Genomic DNA, 14,350 nt, shown 5'->3' with positions numbered 1-14,350 from the left:
AAACAATATACATGGGATGAAATGACACTTTCAGTGATTTTTTGATGTTACTGTTCACAGCAACATTTTGATTTACTGCAGGTTTTCATTCTTTTGGAGGATTTCAGCATTGAACATTGCAATAATTGATGATGTGCAGTAGGATCTTGATGCACTTGCAGAAGCTGCCCGGGAACATTATGACCAAAGACAGATATCTGTCCAATTACATACCTTCTCTTCACCTGAAGACTTCTGGAACAGCTATTCTCCCGGCAGTTATGACCTGATTTTTCTTGATATCTACATAAAGCAGGCCAATGGTATGGACTTGGCCGCCCAGCTTCGGGAAAAAGGCGACTCCTGTGCTCTTATTTTTGTTACCAGCAGCGATGCTTTTGCGGTTGCCAGTTACGACGTGCAGGCAGCTTATTATCTTCTGAAGCCTCTTGATACAAACAAGCTCACAAAGGTATTGGACTCCATTCAGATCAAGCGTGCACAGGATACACGATATATAGAGGTGATCTGCGACCGTACCCTTCTACGTGTTCCTGTAAAAACCATTTTATATGCAGACACCTTTCACAATGCTGTCCAGCTTCACACAGACGCAGGAGTTCTGCGCACATACCTGACTTTCCAGAAATTCGAGGAACTGATTCACGATCTCCCCTGTTTTCTCTCCTGCTACCGCGGCTGTCTTGTGAATATGGACCGCATTTACAAAACACTGGAGGAGGGCTTTCTTCTGGACAACCAGGAAACCGTCCAGATCCGTAAACGGGGAGCTAACGCAATCAAGAAGGAATATCTGAATTATCTTTTCTCATAATACAAAAGTCTGCACAACTGGTTGCGCAGACTTTTTATGTGGAAGAAAGACCCGGCAAAATTTCTCAGCCTGTCAGTCAGCTTTGTCAGAAAGCCGTAAATCCATATCTTCCAATGGAATAAACACATTCGCCCGGAATATACCGTTTCTGGCAGAAAAGTCGGCATATCCACCATATTTCTCTGCTGTTTTGTAAACAGAAGCAATTCCAATTCCCTGCCCGCTGTGACTTGTGGAATAAAAAGCTGCCCCATTTCTCTGCACTTCTCCTGCATAGGTGTTTTCAATATTGATCAGAAGTTTTCCCATTTTTACTTTGCAGATGCAATTTACATAAGCCTCATCCGCGTTCTCTTCTTTTTGCACTGCTCTCACTGCATTTTCCATCAGATTACCAAAAATCCTGCAGATATCCAGATCAGAAATTTTCATTTTCTCTGGAACCTCTACTGAATATCTGTACTTTATACCTTTTTGCTCCAGCTGTGACGCATAGTAATGTAAGATTGCATCCACAGACATGTTCTTGCAATAGCATACTGGTGTCTGCATTTTTTTGGTGCTCTCCTGTGCGAACTGATGAAAATACTCTTTCAGTTCTTCATAATGTTCCTGTTCCAGCAGAATGGAAGCAGTACGGATATACTGTCTGAAGTCATGTCTTGTACGGCTTGCCTCTTCCAGCGCATCAGTTAACTTCTCATAATGCTCCTTTTGCATAAGCAGACGCAATTCCATCTGTCTGGACTGTTCTTCATAAATCAGCCGCATCCGATAGCCTTCTGTCAGTTTTCTCCAGAGAAGCATTCCAAATATACCTGTCAAAATGACGCCGCCCCATTCTGGAAACCAGCCGCCAATAATCGGATCATACAAAGACCATATGCGATCTGCTGCCAGAGATACTGCATAAATTACGGTTCCTGTAAGAAGCGAAATGCCCTGCATCCCTTCCGTATAGAAAAACGCAGTTAAAACAAGACATACAGCAGTAAACCATTTCAGCACCTCCGTTGCCGCTGAAATACCATAAGAAAGAGCTGCGGTCTCCATTCCCCCGGCAAAAATCCCGGCAAGCGTAACCCCAAGACCTGCCACAGCTGTAGCAAGAACCCCCCATGCCATCCACTTATACTTTTGCCCGGTGATCTCATATTCCAGCAAAAGCATTGCCGGAAAAGCGAGAAAATAGAACAGCATTTCAACAGAGAACCAGGGCTGTACTCTTAGCGCCAGGTATGTATGCAGAAGGGGATAGCAGGTATACCCGAGCACACAAAGGCATACTCCTGCAAAAAGTACATTTTCCCTGCTTCTGGTTTTAAAAAATGCCCATACGGAAAACGCCAGAACCAGAATGATCAAGGTAAATACAGAGGAATTGATAAACACCGCAATTCCCCTTATGGTGTTTATTTTTAAAGGATTTCCAAAAACAGGTACACTCTGGATTCCCGGCGAAGCAGAGCTTTTATCTGTCACTGCAATCAGAATTTCTAATGAAGTATTGGCCTTGAAGGTAAACATTCTGTTCTGAGTCCGTTCCACATAATGATCCGGGTCCGGATTTCCCATCTGTCCGACCAGAACACCATCCACATACAAATTATATGCTGAAAAAATTTCCGGCAGATACAAACCATATGTATGCTGCTCAGCGGGAAGCATGATTTTTAACCGGTATGTACCACTCCCATACGGACTTCTCCCACTGTTTCCAAGTTCCATTCCGCCATATTCCCCAATAGAAATATAACGAAAATAATATTTATCCAGATCATCCTCCGGCGTAAGAAGTGCATCCGGATAATATTCCCATTCTCTGGACAAATAATAGACAGGAAAGCTCTCATAGGAGCCATCTGCATACAAAAGTCCGTGTATGGCTTTTTCCTCTCTTGTCATATATTTGTTATTTGAACAATACAACACGTAAAAAAACATAAAGGATAGAATCATGGTTATGATTACAGTTCCCCACAGCAGCTTCCTTCCTTTTTTATTTGCTTTGTTCTCCTTCACCCCGTTCCCCCTTTCGGAGCTTTTTGCTGCGTCTCATTGGTATATTCCATAACAATATTAACAAAATTACAATTATTATAACAATTGAAGCCGTTTTTTTATGTTGACTGTTAAGATTCTCATCTGAATTCGCTTTCTGGTTTTTTACATCTTCCGAAAGAAGTTCCTCAACCTGTTCTGACAGCTTTTCTTCCCCTGAGTCCGCCGCATTTTCCAGACTGTCTCCTTCCGGATTATCCTCTTCTGTGTTTCCACCATTCTCTGTCTGATTTTGTGGTTGCTCTTCCACTGTATAATCTCCGGTTTTATCAATGGGAATCACCGCAGCGTTCTGTTCATCATTTACCGAACCTGTATAGGAGTTACCTTCTTCGTCTGTCAGCATAGTCTGAGAGTCACGGTTCGCATACGGAATCTCCACGGTAGCTCCTGGAATATCTGTAACAGCTTCTCCGTTTTTGAAAATTTTTACAGAAACATCACTTCCCACCCAGGAAATGTCTGTCTCAATCTGATCCTCCGCTTTTATATTCCAGTCTTTTACCACTTCCACAGGAACCCTTACCAGCACTCCGTCTCCTTCAAAAGGAATCAGCTTTACACCATTCTTCATAAGATCCAGCAGCCTGTTTCCTACAAGGATGGCGGAAGTATCCGTTACCCGCTCCGTTTCATCGTCAATATCCGGAAGCTCTTTGCCATCCCTGTCTGCATAATTGCGCTTGTACCAGTGCTCATTAGAAATAAGCTCCCCACCATACACAAAAGTATATACCCCGGTACTTCCACCTGGATAGGTTACGTAAATTCCATATTCCCTGCCAGCTTTAAGAACACTTTTTTTCAGATACAGCCCCTTTCTGTCAAAATAGGAATTACTTTTGCCTATTTCTTTATCTTCATTATTTTCCAGCAGATATACCTGCAGATTGTCCAGCTGTTCATCTGTAAAACAGTCTAATATCATAGGAAAGAACAGAACATCCACGCCAACCACACAGCACGTCTGTACTTCCGGCTGATCCGGGCGCTGAACAGTAATATAAGCAGCTGCCCCCGGAACAGTAAGCTCCTGATCCACCGTGCAGCCTTCTGGAGCTGCAAAAGTTCCCGTCACTTTATAAACGCCAGGAGCATTTACATCAACCTGACTGAAATCCCATACTGAATGCATGATAAAAGCCGGATGGGCCGCAGTATCCTCATATTCTTCACAGGTGCTCCCCAAAATATAAAAAGTCTCCTCCAGCTCGGTCCGTACTTCTGCCAGACTCTGCCCCGCCCGCACCGCATATACCATGCAGCGCTGCAGGCTCTTTTCGTCAATCTCCTCGCAGGAACGGATAACAGTATCTTTTGATACTGTCCCGCCAATTGTTCCAGGCTGATAACTGAGTATCTCCAGGCTTCCATCTGACTGATAGCGGTATTTAAGATTTCTGGTTTTCCCTTCATTATAAACAACTGTCAGTGTATATATATTTTCAGCTATCATACTCTGGCAGGAAAGATACATCCCATCGGTATCCGCAAATCCATATCCTTCCTCGCTTACATTTACCCAGTCCTCTCCTTCTTTTTGAAGCCATATTTCCATCATATCTGGATTCTGCTCTGTGATCCATGGAAAATAGTAAATACCTGCTGAAATCATTCGGGAATACACCTGAATCTCCGGCTGTCCCGGATTCTGTACAGAAATCCATGCTGTCCATTCCGGAAGACCGACATTGCTTGTATATCCTTCCGGAAGTCTCACTGTCCCTGTAATCTTATAGGCTCCCACAGTCTGAATATCAATTCCGGAATAGTCCCAGATTGCATCCAGATAAAGCTCTTCTCCATCTTCTGTATATGCAATGCAGCTCATGCCATCATAAATTTCCTGCAGTTTCTGCAGGCTTCCGCCTTTCAAAACTGCTCCGGCAGGTATGTAGAAAATTCTGGAAAAATCCCTTATTACATTTTCTGCTGCCCTTACTTCCTGCACGCTTTTCCAGGCAAATATGCAAAGCAAAAATAAAAAAACACTTATCAGACCTTTTAACCTTTTTTTCATTGATTTTCTCCCTTATCCCAAGCATATAAGATTTCATCGTATAATACAAGAAACCTGTGGCGAACCGCAGGTTTCCGTGAAAAATGGGTGTTACTGTTTACTTTATTACAACAACAAGAGCGTGTTTGAAAAAGGCTCTAACTTTGCATTGTACCGTAATATGTTTTACATGAATGTCCTACTATCAGAAACAAAACTCCCTGAAAAAATCACATTCTGCATCATTGCACTGGGCAGCATCAATTGTTTTTACATCGCAGTGGAACACGTGACCAAGTTTATTAACCTTATCTCCAAACATACGATATACAAAGGGCACATTGTTCTCCATCAGTTTCTGAACTAATGCAGGTGCCTGTGCTTTCTGATGATCTGCCACGGAAGTCATGCAAAATACAGGAGGATAAACATCTGTAATGCCGTTCAGTACATCAATGCTCTCCAGTTCTTCCTCTGTACCGCCTTCCGGAAGAAGTTCCTTCATGATCAGCATAGTCATATTGTCTGCCCCTTCCCTTGGGATCCTGTACACACCGCAATTTAAAGCAATTGCAGTAAGGGCAAAGCCCTCTGGTACAGCAAAATCATATTTGGCAGCATATGCCGGATTCGTACAGATTGCTGCATAAAGTCCCAGAAGATGAGCTCCTGCAGAATCTCCTACTGCAAAAATACGTTCTGTATCAAAATGGAATCTTCCTGCACGCTTCATCACCCACTTGCATACCAGATTTACATCCTCTAACTGTGCTGGAAATTTGCTCTCAGGAGCCAGACGATATGTAAAGTTTACAACTGCAAATCCTCGCTGTGCAAGACTCATACAATAGTACTGGTATCTTTCTTTATCTCCATACATCCAGGCTCCTCCATGAACGCTGATAATGATCGGAAGGTCTTCTCCCTGTGCCTGCTTCGGCCTGTATACGTCCAGTCTCTGCATCTCCCTGTCATCATGTCCATATACAATATTATCCCAACGTTCGATGTCTTCCGGGGTATTCATAAGAGCATCGCGCTCATCATCTGCCTTTTTAAATTCTGATCTGATCTTATCGCTTAATTCAGACATTGTAGTTCCTCCAGGTAATGTATTTTTCTGTGAATATTATAAATGAATTATATAGAAAAAACAACAGGAAAGAATCCTGCTTGCTGCATAAAAAAAGAACACCTAATCAACTCAGGTGTTCTTTAAAGATTCGCTATTAGTCTTCAACTTTAACGATCTCTTTTTTGTTATAGCTTCCGCAAGCCTTGCAAACTCTGTGTGGCATCATAAGTGCGCCGCATTTGCTGCATTTTACAAGGTTCGGAGCGCTCATTTTCCAGTTTGCTCTTCTCTTATCGCGTCTTGCTTTGGAAGATTTATTCTTTGGGCAGATGGACATTTCGGTTACACCTCCTTAAATTTACTGAATATATCACTGATAGCTGCCATACGGGGATCCTTAGGCTCCTCGGCACATCCGCAGGGACCATCATTCAGGTTCTTCCCGCATCTGCTGCAAATCCCTTTGCAGTCTTCTTTACATAAGACTTTCAAAGGCCAGCTCATCAGTACCTCAAGATAGACCAAACGGTCCACATCCAGGTCATAGCCGGTGAGATAGCTGCTCTCATCCAGATCATTCACACGTTCTTCATCCGTAAGCTTCATGTCGAGTTTCCTCTTGAATTCAAAAGGAATCCTGGTCCTAACCTCTTCCAGACATCTGTCACATGGAATTCCAACAGTCACAAGACCGCTTCCCTCCAGTTCCAGAACTCTGTCGCCGGTATTCGTAATCATAAGCTCTACAGGTTCCTTAGCCAGTACTGGAAAGGTTCCCTGCTGGAAGGTGATGGTATCCATCTCAAAAGCAACACTGTAGTGCTGACTCTTACCTTCGCTGGATGAAATGTCTGATAAATGTATCTGCATAATCGTCTCCCTATTCACACTTAATCAATTATACATACCCTGTCATTATTTGTCAACTTGAATTTTCCCTTATATACAATAATTTTTCAAAAAAATTACAAAAGCTGGCGAAATTTCAGGTGGAATATTAAATCAATTTCCTGTTGCATATAAAATCCTGCCAGAGTGTATGATTCTCTGACAGGATTTATGCATTTCTATAAAGTAATGCAGTATTACCGCAAAGCAGCCTGCCTCTCAGCAACTGACTTTGCCATGTACTGCTGATCACACTGCAGCTAATTATTTTACAAGTGCTACCGTATCACGGCAGATTGCAAGCTCCTCGTTAGTCGGGATAACTGCAACCTTTACCTTGGAGTCAGCACCGGAAATAACAACTTCCTCGCCCATAGCCTCGTTAGCCTTGGCATCAATTGTAACACCAAGGAATCCAAGATAAGAGCAGACTTTCTCACGAATCATGCCAACATTCTCGCCGATACCAGCTGTAAACACGATCGCATCAACACCGTTCATAGCTGCTACATATCCACCTACATATTTCGCAATACCATAGCAGAGAACTTCGATTGCATTCTTAGCATCCTCGTTGCCCTCAGCAGCAGCTGCTCTAAGGTCACGCATATCACTGGAAACACCGGACATACCCTGAAGACCTGATTTCTTATTGAGAACATTCATAACACCTGCAAGATCCAGGTTCTCTTTCTTTGCAATGTACTCAACGATAGCCGGATCAATGCTTCCGGAACGTGTACCCATTACAACACCTTCAAGAGGAGTAAGACCCATTGTAGTATCTACGCATTTGCCATTCTGTACAGCACTGATGGAAGAACCGTTTCCAAGGTGGCAAACGATAACCTTGGAGTTATCTTTGTCAAGGCCAAGGAACTCAACAGCACGTTTGGATACGAAGCTGTGGGAGGTTCCGTGGAAGCCGTATCTTCTTACTTTGTAGTTCTTGTAGTACTCGATCGGAAGTCCGTACAAATATGCTTTTGCAGGCATTGTCTGATGGAATGCGGTATCGAATACACCTACCTGAGGTACGTTTGGCATAAGCTCGGAGCATACGCGGATACCAATCAGGTTTGCCGGGTTGTGAAGCGGTGCAAGATCGTTGCACTCTTCTACTGCTTTGATCATCTCATCTGTGATGATAGCGGAAGAAGCGAATTTCTCGCCGCCGTGTACGATACGGTGACCAATTGCATTAACCTCTGCAAGGCTCTTGATCGCGCCTGTTTTCTCATTTGTAAGAGCTTCCAGAACCATCTGGATGGCTTCTTTATGAGTCGGCATGGAAGCCTCTGTGATTTCTTTGTCATTTCCGGCTTTCTGGTATACCAGTCTTCCGTCAATTCCGATTCTCTCGCAAAGTCCTTTTGCAAGAACAGCTTCTGTGTCGGAATCGATCAACTGGTATTTTAAAGAAGAACTACCGCAGTTAATTACCAATACATTCATTTTTTTACTCTCCTGTTTACATGATTATGTATTACCTGACACCAGATATTTTATTCCTCTGGTATCTCTTCAAGGGCATGTGCCCTCAATCACAATACGATTCAGCCCTTTTCAGACTAATTCCAAATTAGTCCTGAGCCTGGCACTGTACGGATGTGATAGCTACAACACCAACGATATCGTCAGCGGAGCATCCACGGGACAGGTCATTTACAGGTTTTGCGATACCCTGGGTGATAGGTCCGTAAGCTTCTGCTTTTGCAAGACGCTGAGCCAGCTTGTATCCGATGTTTCCTGCATCAAGGTCTGGGAAGATAAGAACGTTAGCCTTACCTGCAACCGGGCTTCCCGGAGCTTTAGAAGCACCTACGCTTGGAACGATAGCCGCATCCAGCTGGAACTCTCCGTCAAGTGCAAGGTCCGGATTCTGCTCTTTCGCAATCCTGGTAGCCTCAACAACTTTATCAACATCTGCATGTTTCGCACTTCCCTTTGTAGAATGGGAAAGCATAGCTACTACAGGCTCTTCCTGTACAAGAAGCTTGAAGGACTCAGCAGAAGAAGCTGCGATTGCTGCAAGTTCTTCTGGATTCGGGTTCTGGTTCAGACCGGAATCACCGAATACGAATGCACCGTTAGCGCCGTACTCGCAATCCGGAACGATGATCAGGAAGAATGCGGAAACAAGCTTGGTACCTGGTTTTGTCTTCAGGATCTGAAGGCATGGTCTTAAGGTATCAGCTGTAGAGTGGCAAGCTCCGGAAACCATACCGTCTGCATCGCCCATCTTAACCATCATAACACCATAATACAGATACTGGTTCAGAAGGATCTCCTTAGCCTGCTCTGGTGTCATGCCTTTTTTCTGTCTTAACTCTACTAATTTGTCAATATATCCCTGAGTCTTCTCAGATGTTGCAGGATCTACGATCTGTGCACCGGAAATGTCGAAGCCGCCTTCAGCTGCGCTCTTCTTAACTGCTTCCTCATTACCAACAAGTACAAGCTTAGCAATTCCCTCTTTTAAAATTTTGTCTGCTGCTTCAAGAGTTCTCATGTCCTCTGTCTCTGGCAGTACGATTGTCTTAATGCTGGATTTTGCTCTTTCTTTGATTACATCAATAAATCCCATGATTAAATGGCTCCTTTCATTTGTTACAGTAATCCTCTGGGAACTGGCATAAATATCCCTTTCCCTTTCAGTAACTTATCCTCATTATACGCCACCCCGCCTTGTATTTCAAGCTTTTCAATGTTAGAATATGGAAGAACAACGTATTTTTTGAGGTGCAATTTTATGAAAACAGCCGGAATTATTGCAGAATACAATCCATTCCATACAGGACATGAATATCAGATAAACTATATAAAAGAAAAACTAAGGACAGACTATGTAGTTATCGCCATGAGTGGTGATTTCGTGCAAAGAGGAACCCCTGCTCTTTTTTCAAAATATGTACGTGCAGAAATGGCTCTTCGGAGCGGCGCAGACCTGGTTCTGGAGCTGCCGGTTTCCATTTCTTCTGCCAGTGCAGAGTTATTTGCCAGAGGAGGCGTACAGCTTCTGGATGGACTTGGGGTTACAGATATACTTTGTTTCGGAAGTGAATGCGGTGATACGGATGCGCTTATGGAGCTGGCCAAAATCCTGGCAGAGGAGCCGGAAACTTTTCAGGCCGCCCTTCGCCGGAATCTGAAAAACGGAATGACTTTTCCAAAGGCCAGAAGCATGGCTCTCTCTGCAGTTTTTCCCGAATCAGAAAAATACCAGCAATTGCTCTCTTCCCCCAATAATATTCTGGGAATTGAATACTGTAAAGCTATTCTAAGGGAAAACAGCTCTATTTCACCGGTTTCCATTAAGCGGGAAGGAAATGATTATCACGAAAATACTCTGTCTGAAAATCACTTTCCTTCTGCTTCTGCTATTCGGAATGCCATTTTGGATTTCAACGCTCCACCCAAAGGGGACTGGTCCGATACCGAGCATTCCCACTGCTTTTTATCTGAAGCATCAGAAACCTCAATACAGAATTTTGCGTTTCTTGCTGATATGGCAAAAAAATTTTTACCAGCAAATTCCCTGGAACTATTTTTGCAGGCAATTTCCGGAAATCATTATCTTCTGGAAAACGATCTGGACACGCTTTACCGCTACTGTCTTCTTCAGGAAACAGAAGAAAGCCTGTGCACATACCAGGACATGTCCCACGCTCTTGCCAGAAGGATTCTCTCCTGCAGGGATCAGTATAAAACCTTTTCCCAGTTTACCGACCTCCTGAAAACCAAGGAGATCACACGCACCAGGATCCAGAGAGCACTGCTTCACATGCTTCTTCATATTCAGAGTGTGCCAGCGCAGATTCCCTACGCCCGGGTTCTGGGATTTCGAAAAAACAGTTCTGCGCTTCTGGGCAAAATAAAAAAATGCAGCAGCATTCCTCTGCTTACCAGACTGCCGGATGCTGCCGCAGTGCTTGAAAACGCACCGCAAGCTATGGATTTACTAAATGAAACAACTTTCGCATCCAATCTTTACGAAAGCATTCTGGCACAAAAAAACAGTACTTCTTATGTTCATGAATACAGACAACAAATTATTATTGTATAATATTCTCAACTGCATAAAGAGCCCCGGCTACTGCAATTCCGTACAATAGCCAGGGCTCACTTTTATCCATTTCGTCTTACTCAATCTTACTCATTAGAAAGAAGAATGCGGTCATTATCCAGCTTCTTTCCTGCTCCAACTTTAAACTTGTCAAGCAGCCCTTCCACAGTAAGACCTTTTTTCTCCTCTTCCTTGATATCCAGAACAATATCACCGGAATCCATCATCAGAATACGATTTCCAAGTTCCAGTGCAGACTGCATATTGTGGGTGATCATCAGACAGGTCAGATGATGTTCTTCCACGATCCTGCTGGTCAGGTTCAGCACCTTCTCGGCTGTTCCCGGATCAAGAGCTGCTGTATGCTCATCCAGAAGAAGCAGTTTCGGTGGATTCATAGTTGCCATCAAAAGAGTAAGTGCCTGTCTCTGACCGCCTGAAAGAAGTCCCACCGGATGGTTCATGCGGTCTTCAAGGCCAATATCCAGAAGTGCAAGCTGTTCACGAAAACGCTGTTTATCACTTTTGGAAATACGGGAAAGCCAGCCTCCCTGACCTGCAGCAAGCGCAAGGTTCTCCAGAATCGTCATTCCAGGAGCAGTTCCCCGCATCGGATCCTGATACAGTCTTCCAATATTTTTTGCTCTGGCATGCTGTGGCAGAAATGTAATATCCTCTCCATCCAGAACAATAGATCCGGAATCTGTGAGAAAATCCCCACAGATGGCATTGAACATAGTAGATTTACCAGCTCCGTTGGAACCGATAATTGTTGCAAAATCGCCTTTTTCAAGATGCAGAGACAAATCTCTGATTGCCACTTTTTCATTTACTGTTCCCGGATTAAAGGTTTTGGAAATATGTGAAAGCTTTAACATGGATCAGATTCCTCCCTTCTTGTGCGTCATTCTTCTTTTCAGCTGCGGCCACTGTCGTTTCAGATAAGGGCCGGAAATTGCCAGAATAACAATCACAGAAGATACCAGTTTCAGCATAAACGCCGGCATATTAAATCTTAAAGCCACCGTATAAACCAGTCGGAAAACAAAAGAACCCAATACCATTCCCACAGCTCTTACAAAAATTCCGCCTTTTCCAAGAATTGTTCCTCCGATCAGAAGGGATGCAAGCGCAATGGTAACCATTCCCTGACCAATGTTAATGTCCACAGATTTCTGGGACTGGGAAAGAAGGCATCCGGACAGTGCTGTAAAAGAGTTTGCAATACAAAGTCCGATAATCGTTGTAAATACCGGGTTGATAGACGACGACTTCACCATATCTGCATTATTTCCTGTAGCACGGATTGCAAGGCCAAGTCGTGTCTTTAAAAATACCACCAGAAAAGCAACCACTGCTGCTACTGCGATCAGCGCAACAATTATATCTGTTCTTCCCTTCAGAGGGGTATCTTCCAGAACATCCTTCATCATGGAAAACACCGTATCTGTACGGTTCATGTTGATCAGGGAAGAGCCTCCCATCACTGCTATGTTAATCGAATACAATCCTGTATTCACAATAATTCCCGCAAGCAGACTGTCTACTCCCATTTTTGTCTGCAAAAATCCGGTTACAAAACCAGAACAGATTCCGGCAAGCATTGCTGCTAGTATTGATAAAAAAGGATGTCCGCTGACCGCCACAGCGGCTCCTACAGCGGCTCCTAATGTAAAGCAGCCGTCTGTAGAAAGGTCGCAGACATTCAGCATGGAATAACTTAAAAACAATGCAAGGACAGTCAGGGAACAGATCAGTCCAAGTTTCAGGGCAGTTTCTCCTAAGGAGAGTGCAGTAGCCAGTGTCACAATCATTTCCTCCGGTTAATCGTTAATTTGCTTCCAGTTCGTTAAAGCTCTCTGCTGTAACGATCTCATTTACCTGTGTGCAGAGCGGCTCCATAGCAGCTTTGACAGTTTCAAAATCAAGGCCAAGAGCTTCGCATGTTTCTGTGTTTACAGTAGCAGTACCATTGTCAAAGGTTTCTACAGGAGTGGTTGCCGGATCAGCACCATTCAGAAGAATATCGGCAACCATATCTGCTGTTTTTGCTCCAAGATTTGCGTAATCAACACCATACCCTGCGAAAGCACCATTTAACGCAAAGGAATCAGCTCCTGTGTAATGCGGAATTCCTGCATCAATAAATTTCTCATAAATAGAAAGCTCTGCTGTCATAATAGTATTATCAGTTGGGGTAAACACTGCGTCAACACCATCTGCAACAAGTGCATCTGCTGCAAGCTGAACTTCATCAGTAGTGGTTCCGGTACGCTCAACATATTCGATTCCGTTCTCATCCATGTAAGCTTTTGCTGCCTCGATGGCTGCTGTAGAGGAATCCTGTCCAATATCATATAAAAGTCCGATCTTCTTGGTATCCGGATTTACAGCTTCGATCAGTTTCATAATGGAAGCGGTATCCAGATAATCGCTTGTTCCGGTAAGATTTGCACCAGGTGCCTCCAGGGACTCTACAAGACCTGCACCAACCGGATCCGATACTGCGGAGAATACAACCGGTGTGTCAGTTCCTTCTGTGCTTGCCTGCATACGCATAGCTACTGGTGTTGCAACGCCAACCATAAGGTCTACACCGTCTGCCTGGAAATCAGAAATAATCTGCTCCATAACATTGGCATCTGCATTACAATTGTCATAGGAAATATCAAAGTTTACACCCTTCTCATCACCGATTTCTTTCAGGCGGCTTTCCAGATTGTCTACGATCTGGTTCAGAGATGCGTCATCTACATAATTGCAGATACCGATCTTGTAGTCCTCTGCAAGAACAGGTGTTGCCATCATCATAGTTGCCATTGTTGCTGCTGCGATTGCGATCATTCTTTTTTTCATAGTGTTTTTCCTCTCTCTCTTAAAATTGGCGGGAGCATGTTAAAAAAGGCTTTCCGCATAATATGTGTCACACTTTACGGAAATGATTTTCAAACAGGCTCCAGAAGATAACTAAGCCGATCTTCTGCATCTTGTCTGCGAGAAAGAATGAGTGGTAAAATGGATATCAAAAAACCGTCTTCAAAAAACAACATTCCCTGTTGCTCTTTGAGACGGTAATAAAATCTTATTATCGCGGTGCCACTCAAATTGACAAATCGTCCACTTTCTCATGTACAAACATACACTCCTGATTGGTAACGGGTTCGGTTCCCGTCGGCGCCTACTCTCCTGAAATATAATTTCGGGCCGCCCTCGAAAGTCCATTCCATCAGCCGCTTCATACGAAGATCACACCATCCTTCGCTCTCTGATAAGTCATTATTCAGTCCATTCATAACGACTAAATGTCACATCTGATTTACTACTCTTTCTCATCGGTTTAACTGATTTATACTTTAGCACAGTGATGTAAGAATGTCAAGTGCAAATTTATCTAAAAAAGTGTCTTCGACACTTCAACTCCCCTGCCCCTCAATCTTGAGGGGATAG

Annotated in this window: 12 protein-coding genes and 1 pseudogene; 3 read left to right on the top strand and 10 right to left on the bottom strand. The window is 43.6% G+C overall.

Annotation, left to right across the window (positions count from 1 at the left end):
• Positions 1 to 166 precede the first annotated feature (166 nt).
• Together LIZ66_RS18580 and LIZ66_RS18575 are read left to right on the top strand one after the other, a co-directional pair.
• Positions 167 to 445 (top strand): annotated as a pseudogene (locus LIZ66_RS18580) (LytR/AlgR family response regulator transcription factor); the annotation flags it as partial.
• A 57-nt stretch (positions 446 to 502) separates the two neighbouring features.
• Positions 503 to 814, top strand: coding sequence for a LytTR family transcriptional regulator DNA-binding domain-containing protein (locus LIZ66_RS18575; protein WP_308768432.1), 312 nt, complete (start codon positions 503 to 505; stop codon positions 812 to 814).
• Positions 815 to 886: 72 nt separating this feature from the next.
• On the opposite strand, the gene LIZ66_RS18780 is transcribed toward LIZ66_RS18575, so the two are convergent.
• The 7 genes from LIZ66_RS18780 to pta all read right to left on the bottom strand — a co-directional run bounded on the left by LIZ66_RS18780 (position 887) and on the right by pta (position 9,424).
• Positions 887 to 2,836 (bottom strand): GHKL domain-containing protein, encoded by a 1,950-nt coding sequence (locus tag LIZ66_RS18780; RefSeq protein WP_227200967.1) that lies wholly within the window; start codon positions 2,834 to 2,836, stop codon positions 887 to 889.
• Positions 2,814 to 4,895 carry a hypothetical protein gene (locus tag LIZ66_RS11285; protein WP_227200968.1) on the bottom strand — a complete coding sequence of 694 codons (2,082 nt, stop codon included), beginning with the start codon at positions 4,893 to 4,895 and terminating at the stop codon, positions 2,814 to 2,816. Before LIZ66_RS11285 ends, LIZ66_RS18780 begins: the two co-directional genes overlap by 23 nt.
• Before the next feature lie 184 nt (positions 4,896 to 5,079).
• On the bottom strand, positions 5,080 to 5,967 hold the full coding sequence (locus LIZ66_RS11280) for an alpha/beta hydrolase (RefSeq protein WP_173772394.1): 888 nt from the start codon (positions 5,965 to 5,967) through the stop codon (positions 5,080 to 5,082).
• 136 nt (positions 5,968 to 6,103) lie between these two features.
• On the bottom strand, positions 6,104 to 6,286 hold the full coding sequence (gene rpmF / locus LIZ66_RS11275; RefSeq protein ID WP_077610953.1) for a 50S ribosomal protein L32: 183 nt from the start codon (positions 6,284 to 6,286) through the stop codon (positions 6,104 to 6,106).
• 5 nt (positions 6,287 to 6,291) lie between these two features.
• The gene (locus LIZ66_RS11270; protein WP_173772396.1) at positions 6,292 to 6,819 is read right to left on the bottom strand and encodes a YceD family protein; all 528 of its coding nucleotides are present in this window, start codon (positions 6,817 to 6,819) and stop codon (positions 6,292 to 6,294) included.
• Positions 6,820 to 7,101: 282 nt separating this feature from the next.
• Complete coding sequence (locus tag LIZ66_RS11265; protein WP_118580050.1) at positions 7,102 to 8,292, bottom strand: acetate/propionate family kinase; 1,191 nt, start codon at positions 8,290 to 8,292, stop codon at positions 7,102 to 7,104.
• A 127-nt stretch (positions 8,293 to 8,419) separates the two neighbouring features.
• Complete coding sequence (gene pta, locus LIZ66_RS11260) at positions 8,420 to 9,424, bottom strand: phosphate acetyltransferase (RefSeq protein ID WP_118580048.1); 1,005 nt, start codon at positions 9,422 to 9,424, stop codon at positions 8,420 to 8,422.
• A gap of 165 nt (positions 9,425 to 9,589) precedes the next feature.
• On the opposite strand from pta, the gene LIZ66_RS11255 reads away from it, so the two are divergent.
• On the top strand, positions 9,590 to 10,903 hold the full coding sequence (locus tag LIZ66_RS11255; protein WP_173772398.1) for a tRNA(Met) cytidine acetate ligase: 1,314 nt from the start codon (positions 9,590 to 9,592) through the stop codon (positions 10,901 to 10,903).
• Positions 10,904 to 10,989: 86 nt separating this feature from the next.
• On the opposite strand, the gene LIZ66_RS11250 is transcribed toward LIZ66_RS11255, so the two are convergent.
• From LIZ66_RS11250 to LIZ66_RS11240, 3 genes are read right to left on the bottom strand one after another with little or no spacing between them, the layout of a single operon-like run.
• A complete protein-coding gene (locus LIZ66_RS11250) occupies positions 10,990 to 11,781 on the bottom strand; it encodes an ABC transporter ATP-binding protein (protein WP_173715484.1) in 792 nt (263 codons plus the stop codon).
• A 3-nt stretch (positions 11,782 to 11,784) separates the two neighbouring features.
• Positions 11,785 to 12,711 (bottom strand): ABC transporter permease, encoded by a 927-nt coding sequence (locus LIZ66_RS11245; protein ID WP_227200969.1) that lies wholly within the window; start codon positions 12,709 to 12,711, stop codon positions 11,785 to 11,787.
• Positions 12,712 to 12,733: 22 nt separating this feature from the next.
• Complete coding sequence (locus LIZ66_RS11240) at positions 12,734 to 13,759, bottom strand: ABC transporter substrate-binding protein (protein WP_173769729.1); 1,026 nt, start codon at positions 13,757 to 13,759, stop codon at positions 12,734 to 12,736.
• Positions 13,760 to 14,350 lie beyond the last annotated feature (591 nt).

The organism is Blautia faecis, from assembly GCF_020554845.1.
Classification (GTDB): domain Bacteria; phylum Bacillota; class Clostridia; order Lachnospirales; family Lachnospiraceae; genus Blautia_A; species Blautia_A faecis.
Note: the sequence above shows the minus strand (reverse complement) of the source record. Positions and strands in the feature narration are given on the sequence as shown.